This is a genomic window from Janthinobacterium sp. FT14W (genome assembly GCF_009208755.1).
GTDB classification, from domain to species: Bacteria; Pseudomonadota; Gammaproteobacteria; order Burkholderiales; family Burkholderiaceae_D; genus Janthinobacterium; species Janthinobacterium violaceinigrum.
In genome coordinates this window covers 132810-154495 of the sequence record NZ_WFLL01000002.1, presented here as the reverse complement: position 1 = coordinate 154495, position 21686 = coordinate 132810, and the positions used below count along the sequence as shown (strand labels likewise).

At 63.3% G+C, this 21686-nt stretch carries 23 protein-coding genes; 16 read left to right on the top strand and 7 right to left on the bottom strand.

The features are described from left to right. Positions 1-60: 60 nt before the first annotated feature. From GCN74_RS02905 to GCN74_RS02890, 4 genes are all read left to right on the top strand, one after another. Positions 61-936, top strand: a complete 876-nt coding sequence (locus GCN74_RS02905) for a flagellin (protein ID WP_152255273.1) — start codon at positions 61-63, stop codon at positions 934-936. Between the two features lie 242 nt (positions 937-1178). Next, positions 1179-2054, top strand: a complete 876-nt coding sequence (locus tag GCN74_RS02900) for a flagellin (RefSeq protein ID WP_152255272.1) — start codon at positions 1179-1181, stop codon at positions 2052-2054. A 181-nt stretch (positions 2055-2235) separates the two neighbouring features. Next, positions 2236-3111, top strand: a complete 876-nt coding sequence (locus tag GCN74_RS02895) for a flagellin (protein WP_152255271.1) — start codon at positions 2236-2238, stop codon at positions 3109-3111. Positions 3112-3168: 57 nt separating this feature from the next. Beyond that, positions 3169-4266, top strand: coding sequence for a hypothetical protein (locus GCN74_RS02890; RefSeq protein ID WP_152255270.1), 1098 nt, complete (start codon positions 3169-3171; stop codon positions 4264-4266). 83 nt (positions 4267-4349) lie between these two features. Here the strand turns inward: GCN74_RS02890 and GCN74_RS02885 are convergent, their stop codons facing one another. The 7 genes from GCN74_RS02885 to GCN74_RS02855 form a co-directional block, all read right to left on the bottom strand. After that, positions 4350-6437: a flagellar biosynthesis protein FlhA gene (locus GCN74_RS02885; protein ID WP_152255269.1), complete on the bottom strand. Its 2088-nt coding sequence runs from the start codon at positions 6435-6437 to the stop codon at positions 4350-4352. Continuing rightward, the gene (locus tag GCN74_RS02880; protein ID WP_152255268.1) at positions 6434-7573 is read right to left on the bottom strand and encodes a flagellar biosynthesis protein FlhB; all 1140 of its coding nucleotides are present in this window, start codon (positions 7571-7573) and stop codon (positions 6434-6436) included. The genes GCN74_RS02885 and GCN74_RS02880 overlap by 4 nt, the downstream gene beginning before the upstream one ends. A gap of 137 nt (positions 7574-7710) precedes the next feature. Next, positions 7711-8508: a flagellar biosynthetic protein FliR gene (locus GCN74_RS02875; protein WP_152255267.1), complete on the bottom strand. Its 798-nt coding sequence runs from the start codon at positions 8506-8508 to the stop codon at positions 7711-7713. Between the two features lie 11 nt (positions 8509-8519). After that, complete coding sequence (locus GCN74_RS02870; RefSeq protein ID WP_034757874.1) at positions 8520-8792, bottom strand: flagellar biosynthetic protein FliQ; 273 nt, start codon at positions 8790-8792, stop codon at positions 8520-8522. Between the two features lie 3 nt (positions 8793-8795). Next, positions 8796-9566 carry a flagellar type III secretion system pore protein FliP gene (gene fliP, locus GCN74_RS02865; protein WP_092715676.1) on the bottom strand — a complete coding sequence of 257 codons (771 nt, stop codon included), beginning with the start codon at positions 9564-9566 and terminating at the stop codon, positions 8796-8798. Next, positions 9563-9928, bottom strand: a complete 366-nt coding sequence (locus GCN74_RS02860; RefSeq protein ID WP_046684914.1) for a FliM/FliN family flagellar motor switch protein — start codon at positions 9926-9928, stop codon at positions 9563-9565. The genes fliP and GCN74_RS02860 overlap by 4 nt, the downstream gene beginning before the upstream one ends. Position 9929: 1 nt before the next feature. Further along, positions 9930-10778, bottom strand: a complete 849-nt coding sequence (locus tag GCN74_RS02855) for a FliM/FliN family flagellar motor switch protein (protein WP_226938838.1) — start codon at positions 10776-10778, stop codon at positions 9930-9932. Positions 10779-11350: 572 nt separating this feature from the next. On the opposite strand from GCN74_RS02855, the gene GCN74_RS02850 reads away from it, so the two are divergent. The 12 genes from GCN74_RS02850 to GCN74_RS02795 all read left to right on the top strand — a co-directional run bounded on the left by GCN74_RS02850 (position 11351) and on the right by GCN74_RS02795 (position 21649). Further along, on the top strand, positions 11351-11689 hold the full coding sequence (locus GCN74_RS02850) for a flagellar hook-basal body complex protein FliE (RefSeq protein WP_152255265.1): 339 nt from the start codon (positions 11351-11353) through the stop codon (positions 11687-11689). Between the two features lie 60 nt (positions 11690-11749). After that, positions 11750-13486, top strand: a complete 1737-nt coding sequence (gene fliF / locus GCN74_RS02845; protein WP_152255264.1) for a flagellar basal-body MS-ring/collar protein FliF — start codon at positions 11750-11752, stop codon at positions 13484-13486. Beyond that, complete coding sequence (locus GCN74_RS02840) at positions 13464-14504, top strand: flagellar motor switch protein FliG (RefSeq protein ID WP_077403172.1); 1041 nt, start codon at positions 13464-13466, stop codon at positions 14502-14504. Before fliF ends, GCN74_RS02840 begins: the two co-directional genes overlap by 23 nt. Beyond that, entirely contained in the window at positions 14501-15190 is a 690-nt protein-coding gene (gene fliH / locus GCN74_RS02835; protein WP_077403169.1) for a flagellar assembly protein FliH, read from the top strand. The genes GCN74_RS02840 and fliH overlap by 4 nt, the downstream gene beginning before the upstream one ends. Continuing rightward, the gene (gene fliI, locus GCN74_RS02830; RefSeq protein ID WP_152255263.1) at positions 15187-16497 is read left to right on the top strand and encodes a flagellar protein export ATPase FliI; all 1311 of its coding nucleotides are present in this window, start codon (positions 15187-15189) and stop codon (positions 16495-16497) included. The genes fliH and fliI overlap by 4 nt, the downstream gene beginning before the upstream one ends. Before the next feature lie 8 nt (positions 16498-16505). After that, positions 16506-16943 (top strand): flagellar export protein FliJ, encoded by a 438-nt coding sequence (locus tag GCN74_RS02825; protein WP_070289072.1) that lies wholly within the window; start codon positions 16506-16508, stop codon positions 16941-16943. Between the two features lie 89 nt (positions 16944-17032). Next, entirely contained in the window at positions 17033-18442 is a 1410-nt protein-coding gene (gene fliD, locus GCN74_RS02820) for a flagellar filament capping protein FliD (RefSeq protein ID WP_152255262.1), read from the top strand. Between the two features lie 58 nt (positions 18443-18500). Beyond that, on the top strand, positions 18501-18890 hold the full coding sequence (gene fliS, locus GCN74_RS02815; protein ID WP_034757830.1) for a flagellar export chaperone FliS: 390 nt from the start codon (positions 18501-18503) through the stop codon (positions 18888-18890). A 31-nt stretch (positions 18891-18921) separates the two neighbouring features. Beyond that, complete coding sequence (locus tag GCN74_RS02810; protein WP_226938837.1) at positions 18922-19200, top strand: hypothetical protein; 279 nt, start codon at positions 18922-18924, stop codon at positions 19198-19200. Beyond that, positions 19197-20396, top strand: coding sequence for a flagellar hook-length control protein FliK (locus GCN74_RS02805; protein ID WP_152255260.1), 1200 nt, complete (start codon positions 19197-19199; stop codon positions 20394-20396). Before GCN74_RS02810 ends, GCN74_RS02805 begins: the two co-directional genes overlap by 4 nt. Before the next feature lie 5 nt (positions 20397-20401). Then, entirely contained in the window at positions 20402-20872 is a 471-nt protein-coding gene (locus GCN74_RS02800; RefSeq protein ID WP_226938836.1) for a flagellar basal body-associated FliL family protein, read from the top strand. Positions 20873-20905: 33 nt separating this feature from the next. Further along, on the top strand, positions 20906-21649 hold the full coding sequence (locus tag GCN74_RS02795; RefSeq protein WP_152255258.1) for a FliA/WhiG family RNA polymerase sigma factor: 744 nt from the start codon (positions 20906-20908) through the stop codon (positions 21647-21649). Positions 21650-21686: the final 37 nt, after the last annotated feature.

The following is a 21686-nucleotide window of genomic DNA, read 5'->3' as shown; positions in this document are numbered from 1 at the left end:
ACTGGTAGGAGCAGATAAACCGTCGCTCCTCACTGTAACCACCCAATTAGGAATGACATCATGCTGAGTCTTCACACCAACGCTGCTTCCCTGTCTGCACAAAATTCGATCTCGAATACCCAATCCAAACTGTCGACTTCGATGACGCGCCTGAGCACCGGCTTCCGCATCAACTCGGCAATGGACGACGCTGCCGGCCTGCAGATCGCAACCCGCCTGAAAGCACAAACCAGCGGCATGACCGTTGCGATGAACAACACGCAAAACAGCACCTCGCTGCTGCAAACGGCTGAAGGCGCATTCGCCGAAGTCACCAACATGCTGGTGCGCATGAAAGACTTGGCTACCCAAGCTTCCGATGCCTCGTCGACCGCCAACGACAAAACCGCAATGCAAGCTGAATACAATGCATTGGGCCAAGAACTGTACAACGTCATGACCAACACCACGTTCGGCGGCACCAAGCTGCTGGGCGACGGTAGCGGCGCAGCCAAAGGCACGCTGTCGACCTCGATGACATTCCAGATCGGCGCCAGCTCGACGGAAAAAATGAGCTTCGACGTATCGGGCGACCTGTCCACGCTGAACACCGCCCTGAGCGGCCTGAGCGCGAACTTCTCCAGCGGCGCATCGACGGGCGCAACGGAACTGACCGCCACCGCCAACGCCACCATCGGCCTGCTGGCTACCGCCATCGACAGCGTCAGCACCGTGCGTTCGGCACTGGGCGCGACGGCTAACCGTCTGGACCACGTCAACACCAACTTGTCGAACATCGCCACCAACACCAAAGCCGCTACCGGCCGCATCATGGACACCGACTTCGCTACCGAAAGCTCGAACATGACGTCGTCGCAAATGCTGCTGCAAGCCGGCACCGCGATGCTGAAACAAAGCAACAGCATGTCCTCGATGGTCATGTCCCTGCTGCAATAATATCGCCCTGGCCGCTTGCGGCCCGTACCTCGAAGCCAGACTCCGGTCTGGCTTTTTTTCGTGCGCAGCAGACGCAGGCATGCTGCGATACCAGTCGAACGGGCCGGCGAAGCAAGAAATACCAATTATTTTAAGAAATTTCCTTAAAGCATTTAATTAAGGTGGCGACACGGTCGTCTTGTACTGATAGGAGCAGATAAACCGTCGCTCCTCACCGTAACCACCCAATTAGGAATGACACCATGCTGAGTCTTCACACCAACGCTGCTTCCCTGTCGGCACAAAATTCGATCTCGAATACCCAATCCAAACTGTCGACTTCGATGACGCGCCTGAGCACCGGCTTCCGCATCAACTCGGCAATGGACGACGCTGCCGGCCTGCAGATCGCAACCCGCCTGAAAGCACAAACCAGCGGCATGACCGTTGCGATGAACAACACGCAAAACAGCACCTCGCTGCTGCAAACGGCTGAAGGCGCATTCGCCGAAGTCACCAACATGCTGGTGCGCATGAAAGACTTGGCTACCCAAGCTTCCGATGCCTCGTCGACCGCCAACGACAAAACCGCAATGCAAGCTGAATACAATGCATTGGGCCAAGAACTGTACAACGTCATGACCAACACCACGTTCGGCGGCACCAAGCTGCTGGGCGACGGCGCGGCTGCTGCCTCCGGCACGCTGTCGACCTCGATGACGTTCCAGATCGGCGCCAGCTCGACGGAAAAAATGAGCTTCGACGTGTCGGGCAACCTGACCGCACTGAACGCAGCCCTGACCGGCCTGAGCAAAAACTTCTCGTCGGCAGCATCGACGGGCGCAACGGAACTGACCGCCACCGCCAACGCCACCATCGGCCTGCTGGCTACCGCCATCGACAGCGTCAGCACCGTGCGTTCGGCACTGGGCGCGACGGCTAACCGTCTGGACCACGTCAACACCAACTTGTCGAACATCGCCACCAACACCAAAGCCGCTACCGGCCGCATCATGGACACCGACTTCGCTACCGAAAGCTCGAACATGACGTCGTCGCAAATGCTGCTGCAAGCCGGCACCGCGATGCTGAAGCAAAGCAACAGCATGTCCTCGATGGTCATGTCCCTGCTGCAATAATATCGGCCCGGCCGCTTGCGGCCCGTACCTCGAAGCCAGACTCCGGTCTGGCTTTTTTTTCGCCCGCACCAGCATGCATTCCTGGCATTTTTAGCTAAATTGCCATCACGTTTAACGATGTTGCCGGCATAGTCGCCTATACAAGGTAGAACACCGAACAATCGCCTACCGGAGCCGCCACGTGCTGAGCATTCATACCAATACTGCCGCACTGTCAGCCCAGCGGGCCATGGGCTGGGCCCAGCAAATGCTGTCGACGTCGATGACGCGCCTCTCCACGGGCTTTCGCATCAACTCGGCCATGGACGATGCGGCCGGCCTGCAGATCGCCACCAGGCTGAGCGCCCAGACCAGCGGCATGGCGGTGGCCATGCGCAACACGCAAAACAGCACTTCGCTGCTGCAGACGGCCGAAGGCGCATTCGGCGAAGTCACCGCCATGCTGGTGCGCATGAAGGACCTGGCCACGCAGGCGGCAGACGCCTCGTCGAACCAGAAAGACCGCGACGCCATGCAGGGCGAATACGATGCGCTGGGTGCCGAACTGTACAACGTGATGACGAACACCCGCTATGGCGGCACTTTATTGCTGGGCAATGGCAGCGCCGGCAAGGGCACCCTGTCGCAAGCGATGACGTTCCAGATCGGCGCCAGCGGCAGCGAGACCATGCAATTTGATGTGTCCGGCGACATGGGCAGCCTGGATGCGGCGCTGCAGGCGATCTCGGTCAATTTCGCGCCAGGCGCCACGGCGGGCAGCGAATTTGCCAGCAACGGCAGCGCCAACGGCATGATCGACCAGCTGGCGGCGGCCATCGACAAGGTCGGCAGCGTGCGCTCGGCGCTGGGCGCCACTGCAAACCGGCTCGGACATGTCTACAATAACCTGTCCAACATGATCACCCACACCAAGACCGCCATCGGCCGCATCATGGATGTCGACTATGCGGCGGAAAGCGCCAACATGACCTCGGCCCAGATGCTGATGCAAGCCAGTACGGCCATGCTCAAGCAAAGCCAGAGCATGAGCAAGCTGATTCTTTCTCTACTACAATAATTGCTGGCCGGGCGCGATGGCGGATCTTATTCATACTTACCACCTGGAAGCAATGGCATGGCGATAGACCGTATTTCATCGGGCAATCCGGCTCCCCTGATTACCCAGCGCCTCGACGTCAGCCCCGCCACGCCCATGGTGCCGGGCGTGGTGCAGCCGCTCGTGCCCATCGGCCCCTACATGGCGCCCGCGCCCGACGCGGGCACCCTGCCCGCGCAACTGCAGCAGGGCCAGGACGGCCTGGCGTCCCTCATCAAGCCCAATGCCGACGGTGCGGGCGGCGCCATGCCGCGCGACAGCAGCGCCATGCAAGTCAATCAGCTGTTCTTCACGCGCCAGCTGATATGGCAGCCGCCCGACGCGGCGCAGCTGGCCGCTTCGTGGCGCGTGATGGTCAAGACCTATGGCGAGCAGTACGCCGCCCTGCAGGAACAGGCGCGCGGCCAGCACGTGCCGGGCAACCTGTTCATGGCGGAACAGCAGCCGGCCCTGCTGCGCGAAGGCCCCCGTCCGCCATTGACGGTGGACAGCGAAGCGTGGCGCTTTGCCGTGTATGGCTGGGCCGGCCAGCGCCTGCTGCTGCGCGTGCTGGCCAGCGACGAGGATGAAGACGCCGCGCCGAAGCGGCGCGGCAAGGTGGCGCTGCGCGTCGAAGTGATCATCATCGGCATCGGCCGGGTGGTGATCCAGATGGAACCGGCCGGCGATGGGGTGCTGCTGGAACTTGCCGCCGATGAAGACGGCGCCCTGCGCCACCTGCGCCTGGCCCTGCCCAAGATCGCCGACGCCGTGCGGCGCGCGGGACTGCGCGTCGTGCGCTGCCGCCTGAACCGCCAGCTGCACGCGCAGCGCGTGCACGGCAACTATCCGATGCAGGCGGCGGCCGCTTCGCTGTCGCTGCCCCTGTTCCGCGCCATGGCCGAAGTGGCGCTGCTGCTGACGCAGCCGCCGGCGGAAGCGGCGGCCAATCCCGACGAGCCCCCTGCACCGCCGGCCGCAGCCGAAGAGGAACCCGTCGTCGTCTCGAAGGAAGTGGCGGCGCCATTCGGCTACGACTATGGCGACGAGGAAGACGCGGCGCCAGGCAGTACCGTGCTGCTGCTGGCCGACGGCCAGGAACACGATCTGCTGCCGCCGATCGACGAGCAGGATTGATACAGCGCAATAGATGCAGCACCATGGATGCGGCACAATTGACGCAGCAAAAAAAACGGCGCCCGCAGCGCCGTTTTTTTTGTTTAGCCCACCGTGCCGATGATGCTCACTTCGCGGTTTTCCGGGATTTCGTTATACGACAGCACATGCAGGCCGGGCGCGAACAGGCGCGCGTAGCGGGCCAGCAGCGGACGGATCTGCGGCAGCACCAGCAGCAGCGGCGGCGTGGCCTGCTGCTTCATCTGCTCGCGCGCCACCGGCATGTTCACCTGCAGCTGCGACAGCAGATGCGGGTCGATCGGATAATTATCCAGCGTGACCTTGCCCGACTGGCGCGCCTGGTTCAGCGAACCGAGCAGCATGTTTTCCAGTTCCCCTCCAAGGTTGAATGCCTGCATTTCCATCTTCTGGCCGAACAGGCCGCTGACGATCTGGCGCCGCAGCGCGCAGCGCACTTCGGCCGCCAGCAGGATCGGGTCCTTGGTGGTTTCCGAACTGTCGAGCAAGGTGGTGGCGATCGGCACGATATCCTTCAGGGACACGTTTTCTGCCAGCAAGACGCGGAACACGCGCAGCAGCTGCGTGTGCGTGAGCGCCTTGTCCAGCGCGCCCGCCAGTTTCGGCGACATGGCCGTCAGGCGTTCCATCATGTTGGAAACGTCTTCGTGGCGGAACAGCTCCGGCAGGTATTCGCGCACCATCTTCGACAAGTGCGTGGCGATCACGCTGGGCGCCTCGATGACCTGGTAGCCCAGGCCCAGCGCATGCGCCTTTTCGCCGGGCTCGATCCACGTGACGGGCATGCCGTAGGCGGGCTCGATGCCGGGGATGCCGTCGAGCTGGCCATACACGTTCGGCGACGGGATCGCCATCAGGCGGTCGGCCTGCACCTCCGCCTGCGCCACCACGGTGCCCGACAGCACGATCGCGTACTGCGACGGCTTCAGGGCCAGGTCATCGCGCACGCCGATGTTCGGCAACAGCAAGCCCATCGACTCGGACAGGCTCTGGCGCACGCCCTTGACGCGCTTGTTCAGCGGCTCGCCCTGCGTCTTGTCGACCATGCCCACCAGCTTATAGCCAAGCATCACCATCAACGGCTGCACGGCAGGCAGTTGCTGCCATTCCAGCTCGGCCGGGCGCTCGTCGCGCAAGGCCGCCTCGATGGCCGCCAGGCCGGCCGCGTCGGGCCCCTTCACGCGCTTGGTCAGGCGCCACGCCACGAACGCCAGCACGGCGGCAAAGGTCATGAACATGAACCACGGCATGCCCGGGATCAGGGCCAGCGCCACCATCATGCCGGCCGCGCTGAAGATCACCGTCGGCGAGGTCAGCACCTGGCCCGCCACTTGCTGTTCGAAATCGCCCGAATCGCTGATGCGGGTAACCAGGATGGCGGCGGCGGCCGACAGCAGCAGCGCCGGGATCTGCGCCACCAGGCCATCGCCGATGGTCAGCAGTGCGTATTGACGGAAAGCATCGCCGAACGACAGATCGTGCATCAGCGAGCCGATGGCCACGCCGCCCACCATATTGATGATCAGGATCAGGATACTGGCGACGGCGTCGCCGCGCACGAACTTCGAGGCGCCGTCCATGGCGCCGTAGAAATCCGCTTCGGCAGCCACGTCCTTGCGGCGGATCTGGGCTTTTTCCTGGTTGATCAGGCCGGCGTTCAGGTCGGCGTCGATGGCCATCTGCTTGCCCGGCAAGGCGTCCAGGGTAAAGCGCGCGGACACTTCCGAGATGCGCTCGGCACCCTTGGTCACGACGGCGAAGTTGATGATCATCAAGATCACGAAGACCACGATACCGACGACAAAGTTACCGCCGATCACCACATTACCGAAGGCCTCGATCACCTTACCGGCCGCGTCCGCCCCCGTATGACCGTGCAGCAATACCACGCGCGTGGACGCCACGTTGAGGGTCAGCCTGAGCATGGTGGTGGCCAGGATCACCGTCGGGAAGACGGAGAAATCGAGCGGCCGCTTGGCCGAGACGCTGACCAGGATGACGATCAGTGCCAGCACGATATTGAATGTGAACAAGATATCGAGCAGCACGGGCGGCAGCGGCAGGATGATCATCGCCAGGATCACCAGCAGGAACAGCGGCGTGGCGAACTTGTGGCGGCGCATTTCGGCAACCAACCGGTTCAGGAAATTCATGAAGGTACTACCTCGCTCAAATAAGATGGCACGACCACCTCGGTGGGAAATGGGGGCTGGGCGGCACGCTGCCCAGTACGGAATGCTTTCAGCTGCAGTATGTAGTTGAGCACCTGCGACACGGCCTGGTACAGCTGCACGGGAATCTGCTGCTGCACCTGGCTGGTGTTGTAGATGGCGCGCGCCAGCGGCGGCAACTCCAGCGTCTCGATATTGTGTTCCTTCGCCACTTGCCGGATATACAGCGCCATCTCGTCGACGCCCTTGGCAACGACAAACGGCGCCTCGGCGCGGTCCTGGTCATACTTCAGCGCCACGGCGTAATGCTCGGGATTGACGATCACCACGTCGGCGTCGGGCACGGTCTTGCGCACGCTGCGCCGGCCGATCTGCTGCTGCAGCTGGCGGATGCGCTGGCGCACTTCGGGGCGGCCTTCGCTGCTCTTGTGCTCTTCCTTGACATCCTGCTTGCTCATGCGCTGGTTGCGGGCAAAGAAGAACGCCTGCGCCGGCACGTCGATGATGGCAAACAGCACGAAGACGGAGATCAGCGCCATCAGGCCGTCGAGCATCAGCGCCGAACCGTCGAGCATGGCTTGCTGCAGGGGCCGGTGTTGCAGGTCCACGTACTGCGTCAGGCTGGAACGGCTCACGTGCACGAGCACCATGCCCAGCACGACGGCCTTGGCAATCGACAGGCCGAATTCAAAAGCATGCTTGGGCGCAAACAAGCGGCCCAGGTTCTTGGCCGGGCTCAGGCGCTCCATCTTCGGCATCCAGTTCTTCGTGCTGATGACCCAGCCGCCGGGGATCAAGGAGCCGAGCACCACGAACAGGGGCACGCAGAACAGGGGCACGATCATCTTGATCAGCAAGCCCACGGACGTGGTAAACGCCATCGACATGGCATTTTCCAGCGCCCCCTTGCTGTCGAGCGGCATGAAGGCCATGGCGAACAGCTCGCGGAAGCTCACCAGATAGCCGGGCAGCAGGTAGATGAAGACCTTCATGCTGATCAGGATGCCCAGCGCCGTCGACAGGTCGCGCGAACGCACCACCTGCCCTTCCTGGCGCGATTTCTTCAGCTTCTGCGCTGAAGCCTTTTCGGTCTTGTCGCCCGTGCTGCTATCGGCCATGGGCCACACCTTTCCGCACGTGCCCTACAAGCGTAGCGAGCAAGTTCAATGCCGGGTTGAGTAGCGCAGCTGTACGGAGGTACAGCGAGCAACGGATGCCCGGAAGTGGACTGCGCAGTAGCTTGTTGGCACGCGCGCTATCCATGGGCCACCCGCATCTGTTCGGCGATCATGTCCAGCACGCGGTTGGTCATGGCGATATAGTGTTCCGGGATAAAGCGCACGATCTGCACCAGCATCAGCAGGCCGAACATGGTGATCATGGAAAAGCCCAGCGAAAACAGGTTCAGCGACGGCGCCACGCGGTTCAGGAAGCCGAAGCCCAGCTGCACCACCATGGTGGAAAAGACGATGGGCAAGGCCAGCAGCATGGCGGCGGCGAAGATCCACGCCACGTTGTACGCCACCGTCTGCAGCAGCAGCGGCCCGTAGCCCTGCCCCACGGGCCAGGCCGTGAAACTGGCGCCGATCACGCCCGTCAGCACGAGCTGGCCGTCGATGGCGAAAAAGACGATCATGCACATGATGGTGAGCAGGCCCGTGATCACGTCCGACGAGGTGCCGTTGAGCGGATCGTTCATGACGGCCATGGAAAAGCCCACCTGGCTCGACACCAGATAGCCGAGCACCGACATGACGGACATGGCGAAGTGGAAGGCCAGGCCGAGGACGAAGCCGATGACGGCCTGCTCCAGGGTGGCCACGAGGGCGTGCAGGGAAAACGGATCGATCTTCAGCAAGTCCTGCGAGATGCCCGACGCCTGCATCACGGGCAGCATCAGGATCGCCAGCACCAGCGACAGCAGCACCCGCACGGGGACGGGCACCATGGCGTCGCCGATCACGGGCGAGGCGCTGAGCATGGCCAGGATGCGGCAGAACGGCCACCACACGGCCAGCAGAAACGGCAGCACCTGATTGAAAATCTGATCCATGGCGCGCGGCGCTATCCGACCAGGGTGGCGGCGCGCTGAAAAATGGACACGCAATAATCCATCAGGTAACCGGCCATCCAGCGTCCGGCCAGGATCAGGGCCAGCAGGGTGACCAGCAGGCGCGGCAGGAAACTCATGGTCTGTTCATTGATCGAGGTGGCCGCCTGCACCAGCGCGACCAGCAGGCCCATGAGCAAACCCGGCACGACCAGGATCACCACCAGCAGCATGACGACATGCAGCGCTTCGATGATCAGGTCGACGGCGACTTCAGGGGTAAACATGGATCAGTAGCCCTGTATGCTGGTTACTAAGGTGTTGACGGTCAGGGTCCAGCCGTCGACGAGCACGAACAGCAGCAGCTTGAACGGCAGCGAGATCACCAGCGGCGACAGCATCATCATGCCCATGGCCATCAGCACGGACGCCACCACCAGGTCGATGATGAGGAACGGGATGAACAGCATGCAGCCGATCTGGAACGCCGTCTTGAGTTCGGACAGCACGAACGCGGCCAGCTTGACCGTGAAGCTGTGGTCTTGCGGGCGCATGGTGGACGGCTCGCCGGCCAGGTGCGCGATCTGCGCCAGCGCCGCCTTGCTCGTCTGCGCCAGCATGAAGCGCGAAATCGGCACTTCGGCGATCTTCAGCGCTTCCTGCATGCCGATCTGGTCGCGGTCGTAGGGCACGAATGCCTCCTTCCAGACCTGGTCGCCGATGGGACGCATGACCAGCAAGGTGAGAATCAGGGCGATGCCCGTGACGATGCGGTTGGGCAAGCCCTGCTGCAGGCCCAGGGCCTGGCGCAGCAGGGACAGCACGATGACGAAGCGGGTGAAGCTGGTCATCATCATGACCATCACGGGCAGCAGCCCGAGCAGGGTCATGACGACGAGGATCTGCATCTTCACCGACAGGTCGGTCTTCGCGCCCGGCACTACGCCGGACAGCAGATCCTGCGCCCCGGCGGCGCTGCAGCACAGCATCAGAACGGGCACGGCCAGCGCGGCAGCCAGCGCGCCGCGGCGCCGGCTCAAACCGGGTACCGCCAGCTTCATGCTGTCATCAGGTCGAGATTGAGGCCGTCGAGGTCGATGACTTTCAGGCCATAGTTCTCGCCGGCCACCACCACTTCGGCACGGCCGATCGGCGTGCCATTGACCTTGATCACCAGCGGTTCGCCGGCCAGCATGTCGAGTTCGATCACGCTTTCCGGGCCGATGGCCATCAGCTCTTCCAGCGAAATGCGGGCCGAGCCCACTTCCAGGGTCAGGGTGACGGGAATCTTGCGCATCATCTGGGGAATGTCGCGCCGTGCGCGGGTGCTGGCCACGTCGGACACGTCGCCCTGGTCGATGATCATGTCATCGCCCAGGTCTTCCAGCAGGGTTTCGCTCTGGTTGGTATCGGTCATATTCATATTATTCGACATCTTCAAATGAGGTTAAACAGAGCTTGCCCTTGTGTTCGGAAACAGCAGCTGTAAATAAACGGGAATCGTCGAGCATCACGTCGGTGCGGCTCAGGCTGACGGGAATCACGTCGCCCACGCGCAAGTCGAACAAGGCGCCCAGTTGCACCTGTTTGCTGACGAGACGGCCTTCCAGGGTCACTTGCAGGCGCGAAGCGAGCGGACGCACGCTGCCGCGCAAGGCTTTCTTCGCCTGCGCGCGCTCGGGCAGCAAGCCGCGCAGCACGTCGGCCATCAGGCGCTTGTCGAGCGAGAACCAGAAGTGGCCGCTCTGCCCCGCTTCCACGTCGCTGAGCGCCACGGTGACGATCCAGCTGCCGCGTGCCGGGGGCACGCCGGACTGCACGGCGACTTCGGCACTGGTGTCGATGTCGCTGCTTTTGCCCAGGGTTTGCAGGTTCTTGTGGACGCGGGCGAACAAACTGCTGACCAACTGTTGTCCCAGCACCACAGCGAGGCGCTCCTCCGTGGCCGTCACGCGGACCTGCGCGGGATCGGGCAGCACGCCCTTGGCGCCGGCACTACCATAGCGATAGTTCAGCACGCTCAAGAGTATCTGGCGTTCGAGGGTAAAGCCCAGCTGGCTGGCCGGCGTGGAAAAACTCAGCCAGCGGTTCACGCTGTCCTCGTCTTCCACGCGCGACAAGTTCACGGCGTCGATCTGGAAATTGCCCCAATAGCGACGGCTCATCGGCTGGCGCAGGGCCACGGCCAGGTCGTCGCGCAGCTGGGCGCCGAATACATGCAGCAAATGGACAGGACGTCCAAGCAGACAGGAATCGAGGACTTGATGGCGCACAGTTTGATCTGTCTTAGTGGTTATCATGTGGGTCATGTCGTATTGCGGTGGCAGAACAAATTATACGGATCGCCCGAAATTAAATACAGCATCATCTTGACCTTGCCGGCGGGTCCGCAAGCAAACGATTGCGCATCGTATCGCATGCCAGATGACTACGGTGCTGAACAATACATGAAAATGCTAAATATTGCCATGTATCAATATTCCTTGAGCCAATCCTCTCTTTACTTTATAGTTGCCCCGAGGTAAGCTTATAGCGAGAAAATAGTGATTTGCAGTGCGCCATTCCGCTTACCTGATTCCGGTTTTTATGGCAGTTTCCAGTCCCCTTATTGCCACCAGCAGAAACTCTTATCAGTTAAATATTAGTTATCATGGCCATGTAAATCATGTCGGTGTGGGTTTGCTGGGTTTGTTTGAGTCTGCTTGAGCGGATGGTGTGGCAACTGATAAAACTGATGGGTCTGCAGGTCGGGCCGGGCAGGATGGCATGCCATCCACGACTGCCGGAATGGCAACACCAGTATTTCTGATTGATACGTCACCGCATATTGAAAGTAGAGGGCAAGATGAGCAACGAACTCGCAGGTCTGATCAAGGCCGATCTGGCAGCACTGAGCAATGACGCGCGCGCCCTGGGCGCCAGCATCATGCCCGCCGCCCAGTTTGGCGCGCCGGAACAAGCCGGCTTCTCCTTTGCGCAAAGCATGAAAGACGCCATCGGCAAGGTCAACGGCGATGACCGCATGGCCGCACAGAAAATGAGCGATGTCGACAGCGGCAAGAGCGACGACATGGTCGGCGCCATGCTGGCCAGCCAGGAAGCAAGCCTGTCCTTCTCCATGTTGATGCAAGTGCGCAACAAGGTCATGGGTGCCGTCGACGAACTCATCAAGCTGCCTCTGTAATCTTCACGTCCTGATCCCCGCCCAGCCTCCCAGCGAAAGTTACCCCAAGTGATTACCACCATGAAGTCCGCATTTGCGCGCTGGCGCCCTGGCGCCCAGCCCGCCATCCCGCCCGCCCTGCTGAAAAACCTGGTTCCCATCGTCGTGCTGGCCATCGGCATCACCGCCATGGTGACCATGTATGCCTGGCGCGACCAGGCCAACTACAAGCCGGTGTTTGGCGCGCGCGAAAAAGTGGCCGTGACGGACATGATGGCCACCCTGGACGCCGAGCACATCCCTTACCGCCTGCATCCGGACAGCGGCCAGGTGCTGGTGCCCGACGCCATGCTGGGCAAGGTACGCATGCTGCTCGCCTCGAAGGGCGTGACGGCGCAGCTGCCGGCCGGCCTGGAACTGATGGACAAGAATGACCCGCTGGGCGTATCCCAGTTCGTGCAGGACGTGCGCTTCCGCCGCGGCCTGGAAGGCGAACTGGCGCAAAGCATCATGACGATGGACGCGATCGCTTCGGCGCGCGTCCATCTGTCGATTGCCAAGTCGACCTCGTTCGTCGCCAGCGACGGCGACAAATCGTCCGCTTCCGTGGTGGTGGCGCTGAAACCGGGCCGCACCCTGGCGCCGGAACAGATCGCCGCCGTCATCAACATGGTGGCCGGCAGCGTCGCCAGCCTGGCGCCCACGCGCGTGAGCCTGGTCGACCAGGGCGGCAACCTGCTGTCCTCGCACGTCGACCTGACGGACGGCTTCGATGCCTCGGCCGCCGGCAATGAAGGCGCGAAGCGCTTCCAGGATGAGATCCGCCGCAACGTCTCGGGCCTCCTGGGTCCCGTCATCGGCGAAGACAACTTCAAGCTCAGCGTGACGGCCGCCGTGAACAACGACCGCGTGGACGAAACGCTGGAAAAATACGGCGAAGCCCCGAAAGTGACGAGCGAGGCGATGCGCGAAGAGCAGGAACGCAACCGCACCGTGGCCGGCATTCCCGGCAGCCTGTCGAACCGTCCGCCAGCGGCCGCCGTGCCGGCCCCGGCCGACGCCGCGGGCGCCGCGCCCGCCGATGGCGCACCGAAACCGTCCGACGACGGCACGGCCCGCAAGAACGCCACCACGCGCCAGTACGCGTATGACCGCAGCATCACGCAGATCAAGCGCAGCCGTGGCCGCCTGGAAAAACTCAGCGTCGCCGTCGTCCTCAACAGCGCCGCCGCACCGAATCCGAAGACGGGCTGGACTCCTGCCGAACTGGGCAATATTGAAAAAATGCTCAGCAGCGGCCTGGGCATCAACGCCCAGCGCGGCGACAGCCTGAGCCTGACGGCGCTGCCCTTCCCTGCCAAGCCACCCGTGGCGCAGTGGTGGGAAGAGCGCGACACCGTCGTCGATTTCAGTAGCTGGCTGCTGTACGCGCTGGGCGCCGTCCTCGGCTACTTCCTGATCCTGCGTCCGCTGATGCGCCTGCTGACTTCGCGCCTGGCGCCGCCGGCACTGAAACAGATCGATCCCGCCCTGGCACTGGCCGGCAGCACTGCCGCCGGCGCCAATGGCGTGGCCGCCGCCGGTGCGCCGGCGCTGGGCCTGAATGGCTTGCCCGCCCTGGAAGGCCAGGCGGCAGCCGCCGCTGCCGGCAGCATGCCGGTCGTGCCCCTGCTGGAAAATTATGACTTGCCGCCACCAGGCTCGGCGGTCGACGTGATGGTCGACCACCTGAAAGTGCTGGCTGAAAAAGAACCCGAGCGTGTCGCCGAAGTCGTCAAACAATGGATGCAGAAAAATGGCCGAACTCAACAACAATAATCCCTCCGACGGCGCCGAATACGAAAGCGCCAGCCTGAACCCCGTGGAACAGGCTGCCATCGTGCTGCTGAGCATAGGCGAAGAACAGGCGGCCAACGTGCTGCGCTGCCTGTCGCGCGAAGAATTGCTGGAAGTCACGCAAGTGATGTCGCGCATGAGCGGCATCAAGGTCGAGTCCGTGAAAACGGCCATGCAGACCTTCTTCGACGACTACCGCCAGCAAAGCGGCGTGCACGGCGCCTCGCGCAGCTACCTGAAGCGCTCGCTGGACATGGCGCTGGGCAGCGATATCGCAAATAGCGTGCTGAACAATATTTACGGCGACGCCATCCGCCCCAAAATGGCGCGCCTGCAATGGGCCTCGCCGAAATGGCTGGCCGAATACATCGTCAACGAGCACGTGCAGATGCAAGCCGTGTTCCTGGCCTTCCTGCCGCCCGCGCTGGCGGGCCAGATCCTCGACGCCCTGCCCGTCGAAGGCCGCGACCTGGTGCTGCTGAACCTGGCGCGCCTGGACGAGATCGACCGCGACCTGCTGGTCGAGCTCGACGAACTGGTGGGCCGCTGCCTGGGCACGCTCGACACGCAAAGCACCAGCGTGGAAGGCATCCGCCAGGCGGCCGAGATTCTCAACCGCATGCCGGGCAACCGCGCCGCGCTGGTCGAACTGCTGCGCGCGCACGACCCCGAGGTGGTGTCGGAAATCGAACTGAGCATGTACGATTTCCTGATCCTCGCCACGCAAAGCGATGTCACGCTCACGCGCATCCTGGAAGACGTGCCGATGGAACAGTGGGCCATCGCCCTCAAGGGTGCGGAACCGTCGATCCGCGACGCCGTGCTGAAAACCATGCCGCGCCGCCAGGCGCAAAGCTTCGAAGACATGATGCGCCGCTCCGGCCCCGTGCCTTTGAGCCGCATCGAACAGACGCGCCAGGAAATCATGGCCACCGTCAAGGGCCTCGCCGACGCGGGCGAGATCGAAGTGCAACTGTTTGCTGAAGCGGTGATCGAATGAAACACTTCCGCTCGTATCGTTTCCCGCCCCTGTCGCAATTCATCGCCGCCGGCCAGCGCGCCTCCAACGAGGATACGGATGGCCAGTGGCAGGCGTCCGTCTCGGAAGGTTTCGAGCAAGGCCAGCGCGACGGCTACGAAGTGGGCCTGGTGCAAGGCCAGCAGGACGGCTACGACTCCGGACGCAGCGACGGCATGGCGCAGGGCCGCGAAGAAGGCCGCAATGAAACCCTGGTGGCGCTGGACCGCCTGGCGCGCCCCGTCGACGCCATCCTGCGCGACCTGAAAAAAGTGCGCGCCGACTACCGCGAAGCGCAGCGCAAGGAAGTGGTCGACCTGGTGGCCAAGGTGGCGCGCCAGGTGATCCGCGCGGAACTGGCGCTGCAGCCCGTGCAATTGCTGGCCCTGGTCGACGAGACCCTGGCCTCGATGCCGCCCACGCGCGAAGAAATCGACGTCTTCCTCAATCCCGAAGAGTTGAAACGCATCAGCGAACTCGATCCGAAGCGCGCCAAGCGCTGGAACCTGATCGCCGATGCGCGCCTCGACGCGGGCGAATGCCGCATCAAGGCGGGCGACAATGAAGTCGACGCGGGCTGCCACCAGCGCCTGTCGGCCTGCATGGAACAGGTCAGCAGCCACCTGGCGCTGGCCGCCGAACATGCAGACCAGGGCGCGCCTGCATGATCGCCGACACGCTGCGCAGTTTCGAGATCGGCGATATCCCGGTCGCGACGCCGACGGGCCGCCTGGTCGGCGCTTCCGGCCTGCTGCTGGAAAGCGCCGGCTGCCGGCTGCACACGGGCCAGCGTTGTCAAATTGAAACTGTGAACGGCGAGTGGCTCGATGCGCAAGTCGTGGGCTTCCGCGAAAAACTGTCCTACCTGATGCCGTTCAAGAAGGCCACGGGCCTGACCACCGGCGCGCGCGTGCTGCCCCTGCCCGACAAGGCCAGCCTGCAGATCGGCCCGTCTTGGCTGGGCCGCATGGTCAATGGCCTGGGCGAGCCGATCGACGACCTGGGCCGCCTCGGCGGCGAACACATCCTGGAAGTCACGCCGCCGAAGATCAATCCCCTGAAGAAGCAACCCGTGGTCGAGCCGCTGGACGTGGGCGTGCGCGCCATCAACAGCATGCTGACCCTGGGCAAGGGCCAGCGCGTGGGCCTGATGGCCGGTTCCGGCGTGGGCAAGAGCGTGCTGCTGGGCCTGATCACGCGCCAGACGGTGGCCGACGTGGTCGTCGTCGGCCTGATCGGCGAACGGGGCCGCGAAGTGCGCGAATTCGTGGAAAAATCGCTGGGTGCCGACGGCTTGAAGAAGGCCGTGCTGGTGATCGCCCCGGCCGACGAATCGCCCTTGATGCGCATCATGGCAACCGAACTGTGCCATTCGATCGCCGCCCACTACCGCGACCAGGGCAAGCACGTGCTGCTGCTGGTCGACTCGCTGACGCGCTATGCGATGGCCTTGCGCGAAGTGGCGCTGGCCCTGGGCGAGCCGCCGGCCACGCGCGGCTATCCGCCGTCCGTCTTTTCGAACTTGCCGCAACTGGTGGAAAGCGCCGGCAATGGCGCCCACCCGGACGGCAGCATGAGCGCCATCTACACGGTGCTGGCCGAAGGCGACGACCAGCAGGACCCCGTGGTCGACACGGCGCGCGCGATTCTCGACGGCCATATCGTGCTCACGCGCGAACTGGCCGAGCGGGGCCACTACCCGGCCATCGACATCGCCGCCTCGATCAGCCGCTGCATGGCGCAGGTGATCACGCCCACCCACATGCAGGCGGCGCGCGCGCTGAAAGCGTCGATGGCGCGCCATGCGCGCGTGCGCGACCTGATCCCGCTGGGCGCCTACGTGCCCGGCGCCGACCCGATCACCGACCGCGCCGTACAGCTGCACGCACCCATCGAAGCCTTCCTGTGCCAGGGCACCAAGGAAGAGGCGCCGATGGGACCGTGCATCGAACAACTTGAACAGATCATGGCCTAGGAGCATACGTGAGCGACGCGCATACCATCCGCAACCTGACCACCCTGGTCGGCCTGCGCAGCACCGAAGTGGAACGCCTGCAAGGCGAAATGGCGGCGCAGACGGCCGTGCGCGAGCGCTACCAGAAGAACCTGGAGCGCCTGACGGGCCTGTACACGGATAGCGGCCCCAGCGGCGCCCTGCCCCTGGCCCTGTCCGTCAACTGCGGCAACTTCAAGCAGGCCGTCATGCAGATGGCCGACCAGCACCGTACCGATCTGCACCTGCACGAGGCCAACATGGCCGTCTCGCAGCGCGCCCTGAATACGGCCTGGGCCAAACGGGAAGTGCTGGACCAGGTGCTGACGCAAAAACAGAAACATGTTGCAAATGAGCAACAACGTGTCGATGCCAAGCGGCAAGACGAACTGGCGACGCAATTCTGGTTCCGCGGGCAGGTAAAATGAGGTTTGTGTAAGTTTCTTTCAGGAAAACTTCACGAAACGGGAATGGGGGTCGCCTTGTACCGGTATATCCCTTTATTCAGGAGTCTGGCATGGCAAGCGTAATTACCGCACCGCAATACGATCCAATCACCACGGCTGAAAAGCTGGCGACCAAGGCAGTTGCGACGCAGAAAGCGGACCTGATCGCCAAGAATACGCTGGCCAACAACACCGCGACGGCGCTGGGCAACCTGAAGTCGGCCATTTCGGCCTTCCAGGCTGCCATGACGGCGATGACCACCAGCAAATCCGTGCTGAGCCAGGCTGCCACCTTCAGCAATACGGCATATGGCACGGCCACGGCCGGGATCAAGGCCACGCCGGGCAGCTACTCGTTTTTCGTGGAGCAGCTGGCCACTGCCAGCCAGGTTGCGTATGGCGGCTTGAGCACGGTGAACGTGGCCGACGGCACGGGTAGCCTGAAAGTGAAAATCGGCGATGGCGTGGGCGACAACACGCTCGACATCGACCTGGCCGCTGCCGACAAGGATGGCGACGGCAAGCTGACGCCGCAGGAAATGGCCGCTGCCATCAATGGCAACAGCAAGAACAATGCGCGCGTCACGGCGTCGATCATCAATATCGGCAACCAGGCGCAGCTGGTCCTGACGTCGAACCTGACCGGCGTGGAAAACGCCGTCACGCTGGACGCGAACAGCGTCGCCAATGCCACCTTGAAAACCGCGCTGACGGACGCCGCCAACATCAAGACCATGGTGGCGGCCAAGGATGCCGTCGTCTGGCTGGGCGCCCAGGGCACCGGCACCAAGATTACGCAGGCATCGAATACCTTCACCAACGTGCCCGACGTGAAGATGACCTTCACCAAGGCCATGACGGCCGGCGACAATCCCGTCACCGTCACGGTGGGCACCGACAATTCCGGCACCATCGCCAATGTGCAAGCCTTCGTCGATGCCTACAACAAGCTGAAAAGCCTGATGGATGGCATGGCCAGCCCTGGCGACCCGGCCAAGAACGTAGCCGCCGGCATTTTCGCCCACGACTCGGGCCTCAATTCCCTGCGCACCAGCATGGGCGACGCCCTGCGCCTGACCGTCGACGGCGTGTCGCTGGTGTCGTATGGCATTACCGCGCAGCGCGACGGTTCGATCAGCCTGAACAGCGCCAAGCTGACGGCCAAGCTGGCCGACAACCCGGGCGGCCTGGACAAACTGTTCGGCAACAACAGCCTGTCCGCCCCTGCCGGCGTGCTGGGCAGCCTGGACAAGGTGCTGGCCCAGTGGGGCAACGTCACCAAGGGCCAGATCACCCAGCGCCTGGCCGCCAACGACAAGCTGCAAAAAAACCTGAGCACGAGCATGGACCGCCTGAGCGCGCAGTACGACACTGCCTACAAGCGCTATCTGGACCAGTTCACCCGCTTGCAGATCCTGCAAGAGCAGATGCAAAAGAACGCCGACATGTTTGATGCCATGTTCGGCAACAACAAATCCTGAGGCGGGCGCGCCCGCCGCGCCGCAGCCAGTTAAACCGTGAAACAGTGAGAACCAAGACATGTTGAACAATGAAGCTTACGGCAGCTACCACGCCGTCAACCTGGACTCCCAGACCGCCCGCGCCACACCGGTCGAGCTGGTGCTGGTGCTGACGGACGGCCTGCTGGAAGAACTGGCGCGCGCGCGCGGGCATATCGTGGGCAAGCGCTACGAACAGAAGGCGATCAGCCTGGACAAGTGCACGCAGATCATCAACGGTTTGTCGAGCTCGCTCGATTTCGACAATGGCGGCGAAGTGGTGGTCAACCTGGCGCGCCTGTACGACTACTGCGTGGCGCGCCTGTACACGGCCGGGATCAAGCTGGACCCGACCCTGATCGACGAAGTGACGACCTTGATGACGACCATCAAGCGCGGCTGGGTGGGCGTCCAGGCCAACAATGCCTAGGCGCGCTGCGCTGCAGCAGCTGAGCCGGCAATTGAGCGCGGCAGTCGCGCAGCCGGACTGGGAAGCGCTGGAAAAACTCTCGGCCAGCCTGGCGAGAAACATCCCGCTGCTGGCCGAACGGGGCGCATGGAATGCGCTGGAACAAACAGAATTGTTGCAATTGCGCAAAATTCACGCGCAAGCGGTTAAAATTTGCTCTGAGGAAAAAGAACGCCTGGGTTTACACCTGGGTGCATTACAGGCAAATAAGGAAGGTTGGGTCGCCTACGCCGCGCTCGGCGAATACGACTCGGACGGGAATCAAGCATGATCATGAACTTCAACACGGCGCCGGCCGCTCCGGTACCGGCAGCCAGTGCGGCCCCCGCACCGGCGCCAGCGCCGGCACAGATTACCACCTTGCCCGGCACGCCGGGCTATGGAAGCAGTGCCGCTGCCGCTGGCAGCGGCGTCGCCCCCTCCGCCCTGCCCCTGTTCGCGCAGGTGCTCGACGTGACGGGCGGGCAGACGGCCGATACCGCTGCCGGCGAGAGCAATACGGCTGCGCCCGCCAAAGAGAGCGACAGCGACAGCCAGGCCGACAACAGCCTGCCGGCCATGGCCGCTCCCCTCCTCGGCTTGCCCGTCGCCATGCTGCCGCCGGCAGACGCTGCCGCGGCCGAGGCGCGCGCCAGCGCGCAGGCGCAAGTACAGACACAAACGCAGGCGACTGCGGCGCAAGCCAATCCGGCGCTCAACATCAGCCTGCATCCGGCTGCCATCACCATCACGGCCCAGGCAACGGCGCAACCGGCAGGCCGCGATACGCGCGAGCCGCTGGCCGCCGCCAACCCGGCGACGGCTGCCAAGGGCAGCGCACCGGCGCAGCCGTTCGAATCGCTGCTGCAGCAAAGCGCTCCGGCCATAGCCGCCGTCCCTGCCGCTAGCGTTGCCACGGCCGCGCGCGACGGCGAACGCGGCGCCGCGACGCCGGCATCATCCACGCCCAACCTGGCCTTGACGGGCGCGGCAGGCACTCCCGCGGCGGCGGCCGCGGCCGGCGACACGATCAAGCTCAACGGTCCCGCCCAGCAATGGCAGGAACCGCTGCGCGAAGCGCTGGGCGAACGGCTGCAGACGCAGATCGGCCGCAACAGCGAACATGCGACGATCCGCCTGGACCCGCCCATGCTGGGCCGCATCGAAATTTCCATCCGCCACACGGCCGGCGCGCTGCAGGTAAACGTCACGGCGTCGAATGCGGAAGTGTTGCGCCAGTTGCAAGGCATCGGCGAGAACATGCGCAGCGACCTGGCGCAGCGCCAGTACACCGAGGTGGCCGTCAATATCAGCGCCACCCCGCGCAGCCCCGCCGCCCAGGCCTTTGCCGAAGGCGATGCGCGCGGCCAGCGTCAACCGGGCCGCCAGCAGGACGATGCCGAGCCGGGCCGCGCCCTGTCCGACGGCACGCCGACCGGCACTTCTTCCAGCACCACTTACGCCATGCATGAGCGAGAGTACACCTGATGAATATGAAAATGAAACTGATAGGCGGCTTTGTCGCCGTGGCCGTGCTGGCCGCCGGCGCGGCTGGCGGCGCCATGTGGTACCTGGCCAAGCCCGTAGCCGGACATGCCGAGGTGGCCGAAGCGAAAGCCCCGCCGCCGCCCGCCACGGGCAAGAAGGCGCGCAAGTTCATCACCCTGGATAAGGTCATCGTGATGCTGCGCCGCGGCCCTGGCGATGCTGAAACGCATTACCTGTCCGCCGACCTGGTGATCGCCACCACCGAGGAAAAGGAAAAGCTGACCAAGGACCACTTGCCGCTGATGCGTTCGATCGCCGTCAGCACCCTGTCGAGCTTTCCAATGGACAAGGCGCAGACCATGACGGTGGAGCAGTATGCCGAGCAGATCAACAAGGCCTTCAATGTCAGCTATGAGCGCGAACAGATGGAAAAGCCCTTCACGGAAGTCATGGTCGGCAAGCTGATCATTGAATAAGCCAACACGCCAGCCGACCTAGTGGGAGATCCCGTGGCCTATGTAGAGCAATACCAGGAAGCGTATGGCGCCGGCGAATACGCGGCTGCCAGCGCTTGCGCGGCCATGCTCAGTGTTGCCGAAGAGCAACAACATCTGGTGGCCTATGCCCCTTTGGTGAAGCGCATCGTGCGCCAGCTCAATTCGCAGGTGTCGGGTGCCATCGACCGCGACGACATGGAACAGATCGGCCTGATGGGCTTGCTCGAAGCCTTGCGCCGCTACGGCGTGCCGGACCAGTCGTTCGGCAGCTATGCCAGCCTGCGCATCCGCGGCGCCATCCTCGACGAGCTGCGGCGCCAGGACTGGCGCCCGCGCGCCGTGCGCCAGGAAAGCCACCGCCTGCGCGACAGCGTGCGCGCCCTGACCCGGCGCCTGGGACGCGAGCCGCAGGAAGCGGAAATCATGGCCGCCCTGAAGCTGACGCCGGAAGCCTTCCAGGAATACCAATTGGCAGAGAACGCCGAGCTGATCGCCAGTTTCGATGAAGTGCTGCAGGAAAGCCTGGGACAGGCCGACAGCGCACCGAGCCCGGAAGAGCAATTGATGGTGCGGCGCAGCCTGGAGCAGGCGCTGCGGGCACTCGATGAACGCGAGCAGCGCGTGATCCAGATGTATTACGAATTCGAACTGAGCTATAAAGAAATTGCCGCCGTACTCGACCTGAGCGACGCCCGCGTCTGCCAATTGAACAAGACGGCACTGGGCAAGATGAAAGCCATGCTGCAAGACGCATAAGTTTCAGTAGTAGTTTCAGCAAAATCCATCAAATTGA